The 13,951-nt window shown below is 71.4% G+C and carries 14 protein-coding genes and 1 pseudogene; 6 read left to right on the top strand and 9 right to left on the bottom strand.

The genetic code is table 11. The features are described from left to right. Window positions 1–7: 7 nt before the first annotated feature. Both AB0B76_RS24095 and AB0B76_RS24090 read right to left on the bottom strand, forming a co-directional pair. Complete coding sequence (locus tag AB0B76_RS24095) at window positions 8–256, bottom strand: hypothetical protein (RefSeq protein WP_360379025.1); 249 nt, start codon at window positions 254–256, stop codon at window positions 8–10. After that, window positions 253–516 (bottom strand): hypothetical protein, encoded by a 264-nt coding sequence (locus AB0B76_RS24090; RefSeq protein WP_360379022.1) that lies wholly within the window; start codon window positions 514–516, stop codon window positions 253–255. The genes AB0B76_RS24095 and AB0B76_RS24090 overlap by 4 nt, the downstream gene beginning before the upstream one ends. A gap of 131 nt (window positions 517–647) precedes the next feature. Between AB0B76_RS24090 and AB0B76_RS24085 the strand changes: the two are divergent. Continuing rightward, a pseudogene (locus AB0B76_RS24085) lies at window positions 648–812 on the top strand (HAMP domain-containing protein); the annotation flags it as partial. Window positions 813–1,132: 320 nt separating this feature from the next. Continuing rightward, window positions 1,133–1,603, top strand: a complete 471-nt coding sequence (locus AB0B76_RS24080; protein ID WP_360379138.1) for a methyl-accepting chemotaxis protein — start codon at window positions 1,133–1,135, stop codon at window positions 1,601–1,603. A 409-nt stretch (window positions 1,604–2,012) separates the two neighbouring features. Here the strand turns inward: AB0B76_RS24080 and AB0B76_RS24075 are convergent, their stop codons facing one another. The 3 genes from AB0B76_RS24075 to AB0B76_RS24065 all read right to left on the bottom strand — a co-directional run bounded on the left by AB0B76_RS24075 (window position 2,013) and on the right by AB0B76_RS24065 (window position 4,628). Further along, complete coding sequence (locus AB0B76_RS24075) at window positions 2,013–2,672, bottom strand: hypothetical protein (protein WP_360379020.1); 660 nt, start codon at window positions 2,670–2,672, stop codon at window positions 2,013–2,015. A 559-nt stretch (window positions 2,673–3,231) separates the two neighbouring features. After that, entirely contained in the window at window positions 3,232–4,065 is an 834-nt protein-coding gene (panB, locus tag AB0B76_RS24070) for a 3-methyl-2-oxobutanoate hydroxymethyltransferase (RefSeq protein WP_360379017.1), read from the bottom strand. Between the two features lie 107 nt (window positions 4,066–4,172). Beyond that, window positions 4,173–4,628 (bottom strand): hypothetical protein, encoded by a 456-nt coding sequence (locus AB0B76_RS24065; protein WP_360379015.1) that lies wholly within the window; start codon window positions 4,626–4,628, stop codon window positions 4,173–4,175. A gap of 132 nt (window positions 4,629–4,760) precedes the next feature. Here AB0B76_RS24065 and glnA (AB0B76_RS24060) point away from each other — a divergent pair, with 132 nt between their 5' ends. Further along, window positions 4,761–6,113 carry a type I glutamate--ammonia ligase gene (gene glnA / locus AB0B76_RS24060; protein ID WP_360379012.1) on the top strand — a complete coding sequence of 451 codons (1,353 nt, stop codon included), beginning with the start codon at window positions 4,761–4,763 and terminating at the stop codon, window positions 6,111–6,113. Here glnA (AB0B76_RS24060) and AB0B76_RS24055 read toward each other — a convergent pair whose 3' ends face one another. Next, complete coding sequence (locus AB0B76_RS24055; protein WP_360379010.1) at window positions 6,114–6,827, bottom strand: ferredoxin reductase; 714 nt, start codon at window positions 6,825–6,827, stop codon at window positions 6,114–6,116. Continuing rightward, the gene (locus AB0B76_RS24050; protein WP_360379008.1) at window positions 6,797–7,396 is read right to left on the bottom strand and encodes a sulfite oxidase-like oxidoreductase; all 600 of its coding nucleotides are present in this window, start codon (window positions 7,394–7,396) and stop codon (window positions 6,797–6,799) included. The genes AB0B76_RS24055 and AB0B76_RS24050 overlap by 31 nt, the downstream gene beginning before the upstream one ends. A gap of 50 nt (window positions 7,397–7,446) precedes the next feature. Here AB0B76_RS24050 and AB0B76_RS24045 point away from each other — a divergent pair, with 50 nt between their 5' ends. Next, the gene (locus AB0B76_RS24045) at window positions 7,447–8,229 is read left to right on the top strand and encodes a type 1 glutamine amidotransferase (protein WP_360379135.1); all 783 of its coding nucleotides are present in this window, start codon (window positions 7,447–7,449) and stop codon (window positions 8,227–8,229) included. Further along, the gene (locus AB0B76_RS24040) at window positions 8,226–11,141 is read left to right on the top strand and encodes a bifunctional [glutamine synthetase] adenylyltransferase/[glutamine synthetase]-adenylyl-L-tyrosine phosphorylase (protein ID WP_360379006.1); all 2,916 of its coding nucleotides are present in this window, start codon (window positions 8,226–8,228) and stop codon (window positions 11,139–11,141) included. The genes AB0B76_RS24045 and AB0B76_RS24040 overlap by 4 nt, the downstream gene beginning before the upstream one ends. A 129-nt stretch (window positions 11,142–11,270) precedes the next feature. On the opposite strand, the gene glnA (AB0B76_RS24035) is transcribed toward AB0B76_RS24040, so the two are convergent. Next, window positions 11,271–12,695 carry a type I glutamate--ammonia ligase gene (gene glnA, locus AB0B76_RS24035; RefSeq protein ID WP_360379003.1) on the bottom strand — a complete coding sequence of 475 codons (1,425 nt, stop codon included), beginning with the start codon at window positions 12,693–12,695 and terminating at the stop codon, window positions 11,271–11,273. Between the two features lie 178 nt (window positions 12,696–12,873). Between glnA (AB0B76_RS24035) and AB0B76_RS24030 the strand changes: the two genes are divergently transcribed. Next, window positions 12,874–13,233 carry an RDD family protein gene (locus AB0B76_RS24030; protein ID WP_360379000.1) on the top strand — a complete coding sequence of 120 codons (360 nt, stop codon included), beginning with the start codon at window positions 12,874–12,876 and terminating at the stop codon, window positions 13,231–13,233. Between the two features lie 9 nt (window positions 13,234–13,242). On the opposite strand, the gene AB0B76_RS24025 is transcribed toward AB0B76_RS24030, so the two are convergent. Next, the gene (locus AB0B76_RS24025) at window positions 13,243–13,941 is read right to left on the bottom strand and encodes a DUF4191 domain-containing protein (RefSeq protein ID WP_360378998.1); all 699 of its coding nucleotides are present in this window, start codon (window positions 13,939–13,941) and stop codon (window positions 13,243–13,245) included. Window positions 13,942–13,951: the final 10 nt, after the last annotated feature.

Genomic DNA, 13,951 nt, shown 5'->3' with positions numbered 1-13,951 from the left:
TGCGTGGTCAGTGGCCGATGTCACGGGTACAACTCCGGAATCCGTGATTGGGGTCTTCATGGCCGTCTTCGCCAAATTTGGGCATCGCGCCGAAGATCGGCATCCTCTGCGCCGCCGGAATCATCGTCTCGGCGGCCACGGGCACCGCCGCGCTGCTGTCCCAGCGCACGCTCAGCGACCAGGCCGACACCGTGCCCGTGCTCGACGTCGCCAGCAGCCTGCTGCACCACCTCGACACGCGGGAGTCGGAACTCAAGGTCGACGCCTACCCGGGCGCTGGCCGAGCAGGACATCGCGGCGATCCTCAACGACCTGCCCGGCGACCTCGACTCCGTCACCGAGACAATCGGCAAGCTCGACGCGCTGGCGCTGCCGGCCGACGTCCGCACCGACCTGGCCGGCATCAAGACCGACGCGATCTCCTTCAATGACTTCATCGGTACCTTCATCAAGGACGCCCAGACCGACCAGTCCGCGGTGCGGCAGCGCGAGGGCGACATCGCCGAGCGCAACCACGCGGTCGACGACAAGATCGGCGCGCTCGAGGACCAGCTCGACGAGCGGATCGGCCAGGAGCGCGACGGCATGGCCGGACCCGGACCCGGGCGCGCTGGACGACGTCGATCGCGCTGCCCATCGGCCTGGCGGTGTTCCTGGCCATCGCGATCCCGGTGGCGTGGGCGATCATCAACCCCGTGCGCAAGGTGCGCGCGGTGCTCGACGCGCTCGCCCACGGCGACCTCACCCAGCACGCCGGCGTGACCGGGCGCGACGAGATCGGCCAGATGGCCGCGAGCCTGGACGCGGCCCTGGGGAGCATCCGAAGCTCGATCTCCGCCGTCAGTACCAGCTCGGACAGCCTCGCCGACGCCTCCCGCCAGCTGTCGAAGGTCAGCGAGGAGATCTCCGGCGCCGCGGGTTCGACGAGCCGCCAGATGCAGGACGCCTCGATGTCCTCGCACGAGGTCTCCCGGCACGTCAGCACGGTCGCGACCGGCGCCGAGGAGATGGGCGTGTCGATCCACGAGATCGCACGCAACGCCGCCTACGCGGCCGGCGTGGCCTCGGGCGCGGTGCGCGAGGCGACCGCGGCGAACGAGAAGGTCGAGCGGCTCGCGGTGTCCTCGCCGAGATCGGCAACGTACTGCAGCTCATCACCTCAATCGCCGAGCAGACCAACCTCCTGGCGCTCAACGCGACAATCGAGGCGGCCCGCGCGAGGGAGTCGGGCAAGGGCTTCGCCGTCGTGGCCAGCGAGGTCAAGGACCTGGCGCAGGAGACGGCGAAGGCGACCGAGGACATCCGCCGGCGCGTGACGGCGATCCAGGCCGACACGGGCGTCGCGGCCGAGGCGATCCGCTGGATGGGCGACGTGGAACCAGTACCAGGCGACGATCGCCTCGGCCGTGGAGGAGCAGTCGGCCACGACCGCGGAGATGAGCCGCTCGGTCGCGGAGGCGGCCACGGGCGCGGAGAAGATCGCCGCGAACATCGCCGTCGTGGCCGACGCGACCGCGGCCACGACGCACGGCGTGGGCGCCGCGAAGGGCGCGGCCGCCGGTCCCAGGACCTGCGGCAGCTCGTGTCGCACTTCAAGTTCTGACCCGCCGCGACCGGACACAACCCGACACAGCACGGCGCCACCCAACGCAGCACCGCCCGGCACGGCCGGACGCGGGCGGTATGGCCCGACCCGAGCGGTGCGCCCAGACGTGGCGCGACGCGGTGCGGTGCGGTGCGGTGCGTCCGACCCGGACGCGGGTCTGGCGCGGCGTGGCCCTACACGACCCGACCCGCCCCGGCGCGGTGCGACGCGACCCGGCACCGCGCTGCCCGGCCCGGCACGGCGCGCCCTCGACCCGACACGGCGCAAATCGGCCTGGCGCGGCTCGGTGCGGTGCGACCTCGACATGGCGCTACCAGCTCCGTGAATTTCCTGAATCGGAAATATGCGCGGGCAGGTATAGATCCGACCGGCAGTAGGTCAAGGACACGCCCGATGCGTCGGGCCGTCATCGGTGCGGGCGGATGTTTGTCGCTCGCTTTTCATTGCGTGCCGGAAACGGGCGGCGTTGGAGCCATTTGGGCCCGGCTCGAATCGCTGTGGCGGACCGGCAATACATCGAGCGTGCCGGTTCGGGTTGTCGTGCAGCACATTGGCGGTGCGGGTGCCGTGTGGGGGCAATGGCCCGTTGTTGCCGGTTTTCGGTGGCGTCGGCGGAACGCGTGCTGCGCCGGGCTCCGTTCGATTGTTCAATGTTTCGTGGGGCACGTGCGGGCTCGGAACGTTCGGCGTCGTGCCGGCCGGGCGGCGGCGCGGGATCGCCGCCGGTGTCGGCGGCGGGCCCCGCGGGGCGCCCATCCGGCCGGACGGGGCATCCGGCTTGCTCAACCTGCGACACCATCGGCACGGGGCGGCCGGCCGGTTCGACCTGGGTGGCGTTCGGTGTCCGGCGTGCGGCCTGCTCAACCAGCGACACCATCGGCACGGCGCGTCCGGCCGGTTCGACCTGGGTGGCGTTCGGCGTCGGGCGTCCGGCCGGTTCGACCCGCCCGGCGTTCGGCGTCAGAACTTCCGCCGGCTCAACCGCCGGTTCCGGCGGGACCGGCGCGAGAACGGCCCGCGCCCGCTGCCGAAAATACGCCTCGGCCGCCTCGACACGGCCGAACATCCGCTCAAGCTTCGTATTGTGCCGCCGCACAAGCCCCCAGTTCCGACGCTCCTGATGTTCCCGCCGAAACCGCTCAGCACTCGCAGAATAGTTACGCCGCCGAGTCGGATCGCGCATCGCGGCCAATTCGGCCCGGCTGAACAACCCCCGCTGCCCCCGCATATATCGATTATCCCAAACCACCGCCGCCAATCCTGCCCCGTTTCATATGGCGCACGGTCCGGACCACCGAATGACGACCCGCGCGAACCCGCCAGGAAACAACGGCCAAGAGGCATAACCGCAAGAAACAACGAACCGGGACCACGCTTACACGTTGCGGGGGCCGGAGGCTCCCGCCGCCACCGGCCGAGCGTCGTCGGTCAGCCCCCCGTCCAAGTGACCCCGCGCTCATACCACAACGAACCCCGGCCGGCACTGAGTCCCACCGAATCCGATTTAAGGGCATTTATGCCCGAACGGGGTATAAATCCGATAAGTCGTGGCGCGGAGCGCCCGACTTATCGCGCAACAGCGGCCGAGGCCGTTCCAGGCCCCGGCCGCCGCCGTGGAAAAGACCTCAGTCGAACGTGTGCTCCTGCGCCGGGAAGACGCCCGTGCGGACCTCGTCGGCGAAGGCTCGCGTCGCGTCCGACAGCGCGCCCGCCAGGTCGGCGTACCGCTTCACGAAGCGCGGCGTCCGCCCCGTGCGCAGTCCGGCCATGTCCTGCCAGACGAGTACCTGCGCGTCGGTGTCCGCGCCCGCGCCGATGCCCACGGTCGGGATGCGCAGCTCGTGCGTGATGCGCTTGGCCACCTCGCCCGGCACCATCTCCAGCACTACCGCGAACGCGCCCGCCTCGGCCACCGCGTGCGCGTCCTCCACCACGTCCTCGGCCGCGTCGCCGCGGCCCTGCACGCGGAAGCCGCCCAGGGCGTGCTCGCTCTGCGGCGTGAAGCCGATGTGGGCCATGACCGGAATGCCGGCGCTCACGAGCGCGGCGATCTGCGGGGCCACGCGCCGGCCGCCCTCGAGCTTGACGGCGTGGCAGCCGCCCTCCTTCATGAAGCGGACCGCGGTGCGCAGCGCCTGCGCCGGGCCCTCCTCGTAGGAGCCGAAGGGCAGGTCACCGACGACGAGCGCGCGCCTGGTCGAGCGGACCACGGCCCGCACGAGCGGCAGGAGCTCGTCCTGCGACACGGAGACCGTGGACTCGTACCCGTAGACGTTGTTGGCGGCCGAGTCGCCGACCAGCAGGACCGGGATGCCGGCCTCGTCGAAGATGCCGGCGGTGTACTGGTCGTAGGAGGTGAGCATCGGCCACCGCTCGCCGCGCTCCTTGGCGGCGATCAGGTCGCGGGTGCGAATCCGGCGGTTGACGGCGCCGCCGTACAGGGACGGGATCTCGGACATCGACGTCCTCCTCGTTTCAATCCTCGAGGCCCCATCCGGGGTCCCCGGGCTCAACACCCCGATGGTCGCACCGTGAGCGGAGATTGTTACCGGGACGATGCGGTTTTTCACATTGCCGAAACCGGGATGATATCGATGTCCCCTTGTGCGTTGCGCCATCGGGCGAGCTCAGGAAGTACACCCGCGGGCACGTCCGAAAGGGGATCGAGGACGGCCCGGCCCTCCTGTTCGGCCAGCGCCAGGAGCACCACCCGGTGCACCCTGGCCTGCAGGTTCGCCACGACCGGGGCGTCGAGGGTGAGCGCGGCCAGGAACGCGTCGAGGATCGGCTGGACCGGTTCGAACCGGAAGTCGAGGCCCGTGCGCAGCGCCAGGTCGCGGACCTCCGGCGCGACCTCGTCGCCGAGGGCCAGGCCGGTGACGTTGTCGGGGCCGAGCGCGTCGCAGGCGACGACGGCGGCCACGGCCGAGGCGAGGTCGCCGGAAATTTCCAGGGCGACGGGGCGCGACCGGGCGCGCTCCCGGAACCGGTCCACGAGGGAGGGCCAGAGGTCGGTGGTCATGCCCCGGCTGTTACCCACTACGGCCCGTTCACGCCCGTGCCTGGTCACATACGCTGGTCCGGTAACTTGTGTGTAATACGGGCGGGCGAGACTTGCCCGAAATTGGCCGTGGACAGCTGGTGGGGGCATCTCGTGGATCGTCAGCAGGAGTTCGTACTCCGCACGCTCGAAGAGCGGGACATCCGCTTCGTCCGGCTGTGGTTCACCGATGTGCTGGGCACCCTCAAGAGCGTCTCGGTCGCCCCGGCCGAGCTCGAGTCCGCCTTCGAGGAGGGCATCGGGTTCGACGGGTCCGCGATCGAGGGCTTCGCCCGGGTGTACGAGTCGGACATGGTCGCCATGCCCGACCCGACGACCTTCCAGGTGTTCCCGTTCGAGGGCGGCATGTCCGGCGAGAGCGCCCGCATGTTCTGCGACATCACGCTGCCCGACGGCTCGCCCTCGTGGGCCGACCCGCGCCACGTGCTGCGCCGGGCCCTGTCGCGGGCGGCCGAGAAGGGCTTCACCTTCTACACCCACCCCGAGATCGAGTTCTTCCTGCTGGAGAGCCTCGGCGAGCAGGGCTCGGTGCCGCTGCCGGTCGACACCGGAGGCTACTTCGACCACACGACGCACGCTGTCGCGCGCGACTTCCGCCGCCAGGCCGTGCTCGCGCTGGAGCGGATCGGCATCTCGGTCGAGTTCAGCCACCACGAGGTCGCGCCCGGGCAGCAGGAGATCGACCTGCGCTACGCCGACGCGCTCACCACGGCCGACAACATCATGACGTTCCGGCACGTCATCAAGGAGGTCGCGCTGTCCCACGGCGTGCACGCGACCTTCATGCCCAAGCCCTTCACCGAGCAGCCGGGCAGCGGCATGCACACCCACCTCTCGCTGTTCGAGGGCGAGCGCAACGCGTTCCACGACGCCAGCGACCCGATGAAGATGTCGAAGGTCGGCCAGGCGTTCATCGCGGGGCTGCTCGCGCACGCCCGGGAGTACACGGCCATCACCAACCAGTGGGTGAACTCCTACAAGCGGCTGTTCCCGCAGACGCTGCCGAACCGGATCACCGAGTCGCCCGCGTACGTCTGCTGGGGCCACAAGAACCGCTCGGCGCTCGTCCGCGTCCCGGCGTACGGCAAGCCGAACTCGGCCCGCGTCGAGGTCCGCTCGCTCGACGCCGCCTGCAACCCGTACCTCGCCTACGCCGTCATGCTCGGCGCCGGCCTGCGGGGCATCGAGCAGGGCTACGAGCTGCCGCCCGGCGCCGAGGACGACGTGTGGGCCCTCACCGACGGTGAGCGTCGCGCGGCCGGCTACGAGGCGCTGCCGGAGAACCTCTCCCAGGCGATCGACGTCATGGCCGGCTCGGAGCTCGTCGCCGAGGTGCTCGGCGAGCACGTCTTCGACTTCTTCCTGAAGAACAAGCGGACGGAGTGGGAGGAGTACCGCCGCGTCGTCACGCCGTTCGAGCGGGAGCGGTACCTCGGCATGATGTAGTCACCCGTAGCGCTCGGTCCTGATGCGGGATGCGTCGTGGCCGAGCGCGACGAGGATGTCGGCCACGGTCTCCACGAACCCGGTCGGCCCGCACACGAAGACGCTCGGCGCGAAGTCCTTCGGCCAGGCGTGGGTGTGCACGTCCGCGACCCCGATGCGCTTGTTGCGCACGCGGGTGTGGATGTACTGCACATCGAGCCCGCCGTCGTCGCGCGCCCGGCGGCGGAGCTCGTCGGCGTAGATCGTGTCCTCGGGGGTCCGGACCGAGTACAGCAGCTTGAACGGGGTCTTCGAGCCCACCTCGCCCCGCGCCCGGACCATGCTCATCAGCGGTACGACGCCGGACCCACCGGCGATCAGCTGTACCGGCGCCGGGTCCGCGGGCCGCCACACGAACCACCCGCCGACGGGCCCGCGAACCTCGACCGGCCAGGAAATGTCGTAAATGTCCGTCAGGTACGGCGAGACCTCTCCGCCGTCCAGCCGCTGCACGGTGATCTCCAGGCCCGACGCCGACGCGATCGAGTAGCTTCGCTGGGCCTGGTACCCGTCGGGCGCCGTGAGCCGCACGTCGACGTGCTGACCGGGCACGTGGCCCGGCCAGCCTCCGTCGACGTCGAAGACCAATGTGCGTGCGGTCGGCGTTTCCTGCCGAATCGCCCGGAGGGCCGCCTTACGCCAGGTCAGTCGCCCTGGTACCGCTGCTCGCGCCATGGGTCTCCGTAGTTGTGGTAGCCGGCCTCCTCCCAGAAGCCCGGCTCGTCCTCCAGCATCATCCGCAGCTTGTGGAGCCACTTCGCGGACTTCCAGAGGTACAGGTGCGGCACCAGCAGTCGCGCGGGCCCTCCGTGTTCGGGGGTCAGCGCGCCGCCCTCATACCGGTACGCCACCCAGGCCTGCCCGTCGACGAGATCCTCGAGGGGAAGATTGGTGGTGTACCCGTCGTAGGAGTGTGCCATGACGTAGTCCGCGGCCGTCTCGACGTCCTGGAGCAGGGTGTCGACCGCCACGCCCCGCCATCCGGTGCCGAGCTTCGACCACTTCGTCACGCAGTGGATGTCGACGGTGACGTCCTCGTACGGCAGCGCGGTGAACTCGGCCCAGTTCCAGGACTTCTCCTCGCCCGTCTCGGTGGTGATCACGAACTCCCACCGCTCGGTGCGGACCTTCGGCGTCGGCCCGGCGGACAGCACGGGGAAGTCGTGGGCGAGGTACTGCCCGGGCGGCAGCTGCGGGCCGCCTCCGCGGCGCAGCCCATGGAATCCCGGCGTGATGATGCTCATGCGCCCATCCTCCCCCCTGCGCGGTCGGTGGATATTGTCAGAGGGTGACGATCGGGAACCTCACCCTCGTGGTCGAGAACGACCCCTCCGACGGCCCGGGCCGGCTCGGCGACTGGCTGACCGAGGGCGGCCTGCAGCTCCAGGTCGTCCGGCCGCACGCCGGCGAGCCGCTGCCCGAGACCCTCGACGGCTACGCCGCGCTGGTGGTGCTCGGCGGCGAGCAGGACGCCTTCCCGGACGAGGCCGGCGAGCGGGGCGCGCCCTGGTTCGGGCAGCTCGACGGGCTGATGCGCAAGGCGGTCCGGCACCGGGTCCCGACCCTGGCGATCTGCCTCGGCGCCCAGCTGCTCGCCAACGCCCACGGCGGCACCGTCGAGCGCAGCGCCGCCGGGCCGGAGATCGGCGTGCGGCTCGTCGCCCGCCGCGACGTCGCCGACAACGACCCGATCTTCGCCGCCGTCCCGTTCGCCCCGGACGTGTTCCAGTGGCACCGCGACGAGATAGTCGAGCTGCCGATGCACGCGACGCTGCTGGCCGCCTCGACGCACTACCCGGTCCAGGCGTACCGCCTGGGCACCGCCGCCTGGGGCCTGCAGTTCCACATCGAGTGTGACCTGCGGATGTTCGCCGACTGGGCGATGGAGGGCGTGCAGACCCTCGTCGAGCTGGACATCGACCCGGTCGAGATGCTGGAGCGGGTCGAGGGGGCGCTCGACGACGTCGCCGACGTCTGGCGGCCGTTCGCGCAGCGGTTCGCGGCCGTGGCGCTGGGCCGCACGCCCCGTGCCGGCGAGGGCGGGCTGCGCTCCCTGCCGCTGATCGGGCCGCGTTGATGGACCCGATCAAGGCCAGCCCCGCGCACCTGGCCCGGTTCGGGTTCACCGACAACGGGCGCACCGAGGCGATGGCCGGCCCCGACGGGCTGCGGCTGTGGGACCCGGACGCGCGCCGCCCCGCCGACGACGAGACCGCGGCCGTGCTCGACACGTTGTACTTCGCCGCCGACCCCGACCTCGCCCTGTTCCAGCTGCACCGGCTCGTCGAGGCCGCGGGGGAGGAGGTGCGCGACGCGGTCCTGTCCGACCGCACCCTGCGCCGGCGGCTCATCGGCGTGCTCGGCGTCTCCGCGACCCTCGGCGACCTGCTCGTGGCCAACCCCGACGAGTGGCGCGAGCTCGTCGGCGAGCAGAGCCAGCGCGCGGCCGGCTACGAGACCCGGGACGTGTCCACGGTGCCGTTGCTGCGCAGTGGGTACCGCCGCGAGCTGCTGCGCATCGTGGCCGCCGACCTCACCGCGGCCGCCGACGTGGAAGCCACGATGCGGCGCCTGACCGAGCTCGCCGACGCGACCCTGCAGGCGGCGCTGACCATCGCCGTCGCCGAGCGGGGTGACGACGAGTGCCGCCTCGCCGTCGTCGCGATGGGCAAGTGCGGCGGCCGGGAGCTCAACTACGTCAGCGACGTCGACGTGGTCTTCGTCGCCGAGCCGGTCGGCGGGGCCGACACCGAGACCGCGATGCGGGCCGGCAGCGTGCTGGCCGCCCGGATGATGGAGATCTGCGGGGTCGTGGCCTGGCCGGTCGACGCCGCGCTGCGCCCCGAGGGCAGCCGCGGCGCCCTCGTGCGGACCGTCGCCTCGCACCTGGCGTACTACCGCAAGTGGGCCAAGACCTGGGAGTTCCAGGCGCTGCTCAAGGCCCGCCCGGCCGCCGGCGACCTCGCGCTGGGCGAGCAGTGGCTGGCCGAGCTGCGGCCGCTGATCTGGTCGGCCGCCGAGCGGCCCGAGGCCGTCGACGAGGTCCGCGCGATGCGCCGCCGGATCATCGAGGCGATCCCGCGGGCCGAGGTCGACCGGGAGATCAAGCGCGGCCCGGGCGGGCTGCGCGACATCGAGTTCGCGGTACAGCTGCTGCAGCTCGTGCACGGCCGGGCCGACGAGTCCCTGCGCACCCCGACCACCCTCGCCGGCCTGCGGGCGCTCATCGAGGGCGGCTACGTCGGGCTGGCCGACGGCGAGGCGCTGCTGCGCGCGTACCGCTTCCTGCGCGTCGTCGAGCACCGCCTCCAGCTGCAGCGCCTGCGTCGCACGCACACCGTGCCCGACGACCCCGACGGCCTGCGCTGGCTCGCCCACGCGCTCGGCTACCGCCCCAACGCGGCCCGCGACGCCGTGGAGTCGTTCCGCGCCGAGTGGGTCCGCCACGCCGGCGAGGTCCGCCGCCTGCACGCCAAGCTCTTCTACCGGCCGCTGCTGGAGGCGGTCGCGCGCGTCCCCACCGAGCAGCTGCGGCTCACCCCCGACGCCGCCCGGGCCCGCCTCGACCTGCTCGGCTTCGCCGACCCGGCCGGCGCCCTGCGGCACATCGAGGCCCTCACCGGCGGCGTCTCCCGCACCGCGGCGATCCAGCGCCAGCTGCTCCCGGCGCTGCTGAGCGAGTTCGCCGACGCCCCCGAGCCCGACCGCGGCCTGCTGGCCTACCGCCAGGTGTCGGAGAAGGTCGGCAACACCCCCTGGTACCTGCGGCTGCTACGCGACGAGGGCCCGGTCGCGCTGCGCCTGGCGCGGCTGCTGGCGCTGTCGCGGTACGTGACCGACCTGCTCATCCACGACCCGGAGGCGCTGCGCCTGCTGGCCGACGACGCCGAGCTGGTTCCGCGCAGCGCCGAGGTCCTCACCGAGGGCTTCGCGGCCGCCGCGGCCCGCCACGGCGACCCGGAGACCGCCATCAACGCCGTCCGGGCGCTGCGCCGCCGCGAGCTGTTCCGCATCGCCGGCGCCGACCTGCTCGGCCTGCTCGACGTGACGGCGGTCGGCGACGCCCTCTCGGCCGTGATCGACGCCACCCTGCGCGCGACCCTGGGCGTGACGGCCGCGGCCGCCCCCGGCCTGGAGTTCGCGATCATCGGCATGGGCCGCCTCGGCGGCGCCGAGACCAGCTACCCCTCCGACGCCGACGTCCTGTTCGTGTACGAGGCCCCGCCGGGCACCGCCGACGACGCCGCCGCCCGGGCCGCCCTCACGATCGCCGAGGAGCTGCGCCGCCTGCTCTCCCGCCCGGCCCACGACCCGCCGCTGGGCGTCGACGCCGACCTGCGCCCCGAGGGCCGCCAGGGCCCCCTGGTGCGCAGTCTCGGGGCGTTCCGGCAGTACTACACCCGCTGGTCGAAGGTCTGGGAGGCCCAGGCCCTCCTGCGCGCGCGGGCGGTCGCCGGCTCCGAGTCACTCGGCGCCCGCTTCCTGGAGCTGGCCGACACGAAGCGGTACCCCCAGGGCGGCCTCACCCGCGAGCAGATCCAGGAGATCCGCCGCCTGAAGGCCCGCGTGGACAGCGAGCGCCTCCCGCGCGGCGCCGACCCCGCGACCCACACGAAGCTGGGCCGCGGCGGCCTGGCCGACGTCGAGTGGACCGTCCAGCTCCTGCAGCTGCAGCACGGCCACACCGTCCCGGCCCTGCGCACCCCGCGGACCCTGGCCGCCCTGACCGCGGCCACGGACGCGGGCCTGCTGTCGACGACCGACGCGGCCGAACTGGGGGCGGCCTGGCGCCAGGCCTCGCGCGTGCGCAACCTGCTGACCCTGGTCCGCGGCCGCGCCACGGACCAGCTCCCGCGGCAGGGCCCGGACCTGGCCGCGGCGGCGGCCGCCCTGGACCCGGGGGCGGAGCCTCAGGAGTTCCTGGACGAGTACCTACGCGTGGCCCGCCGGGCGAGAGCCGCCGTGGAACGCATCTTCGACGGCGCCTAGCGCTCTCAGCGCCGGCGTCGTGCCACCTGGCGCTCGTACGGCACCGTGCCGTTCGGCGTGAGCCCGGACGCGGAACGGCCCGCCCCTGATCCGGGACGGGCCGCTGCGGTCGTGCGGGACGTGCGGAGATCACACGTCGTAGTACATGGCGAACTCGTGCGGGGTCGGCCGCAGGCGGACCGGGTCGACCTCGTTCGCGCGCTTGTACGAGATCCAGGTGTCCACCAGGTCCTGCGTGAACACGCCGCCTTCGAGCAGGAAGCCGTGGTCGCCCTCGAGGGTGGTGAGCACCTCGTCCAGCGAGCCGGGGACCTGCTTGACGTTCGCGACCTCCTCCGGCGGGAGGTCGTACAGGTCCTTGTCGATCGGGGCCGGCGGCTCGATCTTGTTCTTGATGCCGTCCAGGCCGGCCATGAGCATGGCCGAGAACGCGAGGTACACGTTCGCCGACGGGTCCGGCACGCGGAACTCGACGCGCTTGGCCTTGGCGTTGGTGCCCGTCACCGGGATGCGGGTGCAGGCCGAGCGGTTGCGCTGCGAGTACACCAGGTTGACCGGCGCCTCGTAGCCCGGCACCAGGCGGCGGTACGAGTTGACCGTCGGGTTGGTGAACGCGAGCAGCGACGGCGCGTGGTGCAGCAGGCCGCCGATGTACCAGCGGGCCGTGTCCGACAGGCCGCCGTAGCCGGCCTCGTCGTAGAACAGCGGCTCGCCGCCCATCCACAGTGACTGGTGGGTGTGCATGCCCGAGCCGTTGTCGCCGAAGAGCGGCTTCGGCATGAACGTCGCGGTCTTGCCGGCCGCCCACGCCGCGTTCTTCACGATGTACTTGAACAGCTGCAGCTGGTCGCCGGCGTGCAGCAGGGTCGAGAACTTGTAGTTGATCTCGGCCTGGCCGGCGGTGCCGACCTCGTGGTGCGAGCGCTCGACGACGAAGCCGGCGCCCAGCAGCCGCTGGACGATCTGGTCACGCAGGTCGGCGTAGTGGTCGACCGGCGGGACGGGGAAGTAGCCGCCCTTGTAGGCGGTCTTGTAGCCCCGGTTGCCGCCCGGCTCTTCCTTGCCGGAGTTCCACCAGCCCTCGACCGAGTCGATGTAGTAGAACGCCTGGTTCGCCGACGTCTCGTGGCGGATCGAGTCGAAGATGTAGAACTCCGCCTCGGGGCCGAAGTACGCGGTGTCGGCGATGCCGCTCGACTTGAGGTACGCCTCGGCCTTCTTCGCCACGTTACGCGGGTCACGCGAGTAGGCCTCGCGGGTGAACGGGTCGTGGATGAAGAAGTTGAGGGCGAGGGTCTTCTCGACGCGGAACGGGTCGATGAAGGCCGACGCCGGGTCCGGCAGCAGCAGCATGTCCGACTCGTGGATCGCCTGGAATCCACGAATCGAGGAGCCGTCGAACGCCAGGCCGTCACTGAAGACCGCCGCGTCGAAAGACTCGACGGGAACGTTGAAGTGCTGCATCACGCCCGGCAGGTCGCAGAAGCGAACGTCGACGAAGCGGACGCCCTCATCCTTCAGGTACCGCAACAGCTCTTCAGAATTGGCGAACACTCGTCCTCCAGGTCGCAGGCAGACCAGTCTGGTGATCACTTCAGTGTGAAGGTGGCTGGTTGGTCGCGACCGTAGAACTGCGCGATTGCCCCGGCATGTCTCGATTGTTTCCGCTGTGTTTCGCCGCGGCTGGCTCGGCCGATCGGCGGCGGTACGTCGTTCGATAGTCTGACTCGTCGTGGAACCCGTGGAGATCGTGCCGGCCTCGCTCGCCCGCCGCTTCGGCGCGCTGCTGATCGACTGGATATCGTGCCTGCTCATCGCCGGGGCGTTCGCGAGCCCGACCGATGAACCGTGGCTCGCGCCGGGGCTCTTCGTGGTCGTCTACGGGCTGTTTCTCGGGTTTTTCGGCCAGACGCTGGGCATGCGGCTCTTCCGCATCCGCTGTGTGTCCATGAACACAGGGGGTCCGCTGGGTGTACCGCGGGCGCTGCTGCGGGCGATCGTGATGCTCCCGCTGATCACCGCCCTGATCATGGACGAGAACCAGCGCGGCCTGCACGACCGGGCCTCGGGCTCCGTCGTGCAGGCCGTGTAGGACGGGCGCTCAGCGTCCGCGCATCGCCTTGAACTGCCCCTTCGGGGGCTTCATGTTCTTGGGCAGTGCGCCCCGCGGCATCTGCGGACGCGCCGAGAGCGCGGTGAGCCGCTTGTCGAGCGCGTTGACGTCCTTGGCCGTGATCGTGCGCGGCAGCCGGACGAGCAGGTTGCGCAGCTTGGCGAGAGGGATCTGGCCCTCCTCGTTGCCGACCATGTAGTCGCGCAGCTCGGCGTTGCCGATCACCTTGACCAGCCGGCGCCGCTCCTGGCCGATGAGCCCCCTGACCCGGCCCGGGTTGCCCTCGCCGATCAGGATCACGCCGGGGCGCCCGATGACCAGGTGCACCATGTCGAACTGCGTCGTGGACGCGATCGCCGGGCTGACCCGCCAGTCGCCGCGCATGTTCTCGATGATCGAGGCGGCGGCCCCGGGCTGGCCCTCGGCCTCCTTCATCATCGCCTTCTGCGAGCGCAGGTTGAGCACGATGACGGTGCCGAGCAGCGCCAGCAGGACGCCGAGCGGGGCCCAGATCCAGGACACGCCCAGCGCGATGGCGACGCCGACCGCGATCAGCGGCACGAGAACGACCGTCACCACGAGGGGCACGAACGCCTTGTCGCGCTTGGCGGTGAACGAGAACACCATGCCGATCTGCTTGAGCCGACTGAAGAAGGAAACCTTCTCCGGCTCCTGGGCCTTTGCCATGCCTCCGAGT

Source organism: Dactylosporangium sp. NPDC049140 (assembly GCF_040648435.1).
Note: the sequence above shows the minus strand (reverse complement) of the source record. Positions and strands in the feature narration are given on the sequence as shown.

Coding starts and splice junctions, on each gene's coding strand:
- AB0B76_RS24075 (WP_360379020.1), bottom strand. CDS start 2,672: ATGTTCGGCCGTGTCGAGGCGGCCGAGGCGTATTTTCGGCAGCGGGCG.
- panB (WP_360379017.1), bottom strand. CDS start 4,065: ATGTCCGAGATCCCGTCCCTGTACGGCGGCGCCGTCAACCGCCGGATT.
- AB0B76_RS24065 (WP_360379015.1), bottom strand. CDS start 4,628: ATGACCACCGACCTCTGGCCCTCCCTCGTGGACCGGTTCCGGGAGCGC.
- AB0B76_RS24055 (WP_360379010.1), bottom strand. CDS start 6,827: ATGGCGCGAGCAGCGGTACCAGGGCGACTGACCTGGCGTAAGGCGGCC.
- AB0B76_RS24050 (WP_360379008.1), bottom strand. CDS start 7,396: ATGAGCATCATCACGCCGGGATTCCATGGGCTGCGCCGCGGAGGCGGC.
- AB0B76_RS24025 (WP_360378998.1), bottom strand. CDS start 13,941: ATGGCAAAGGCCCAGGAGCCGGAGAAGGTTTCCTTCTTCAGTCGGCTC.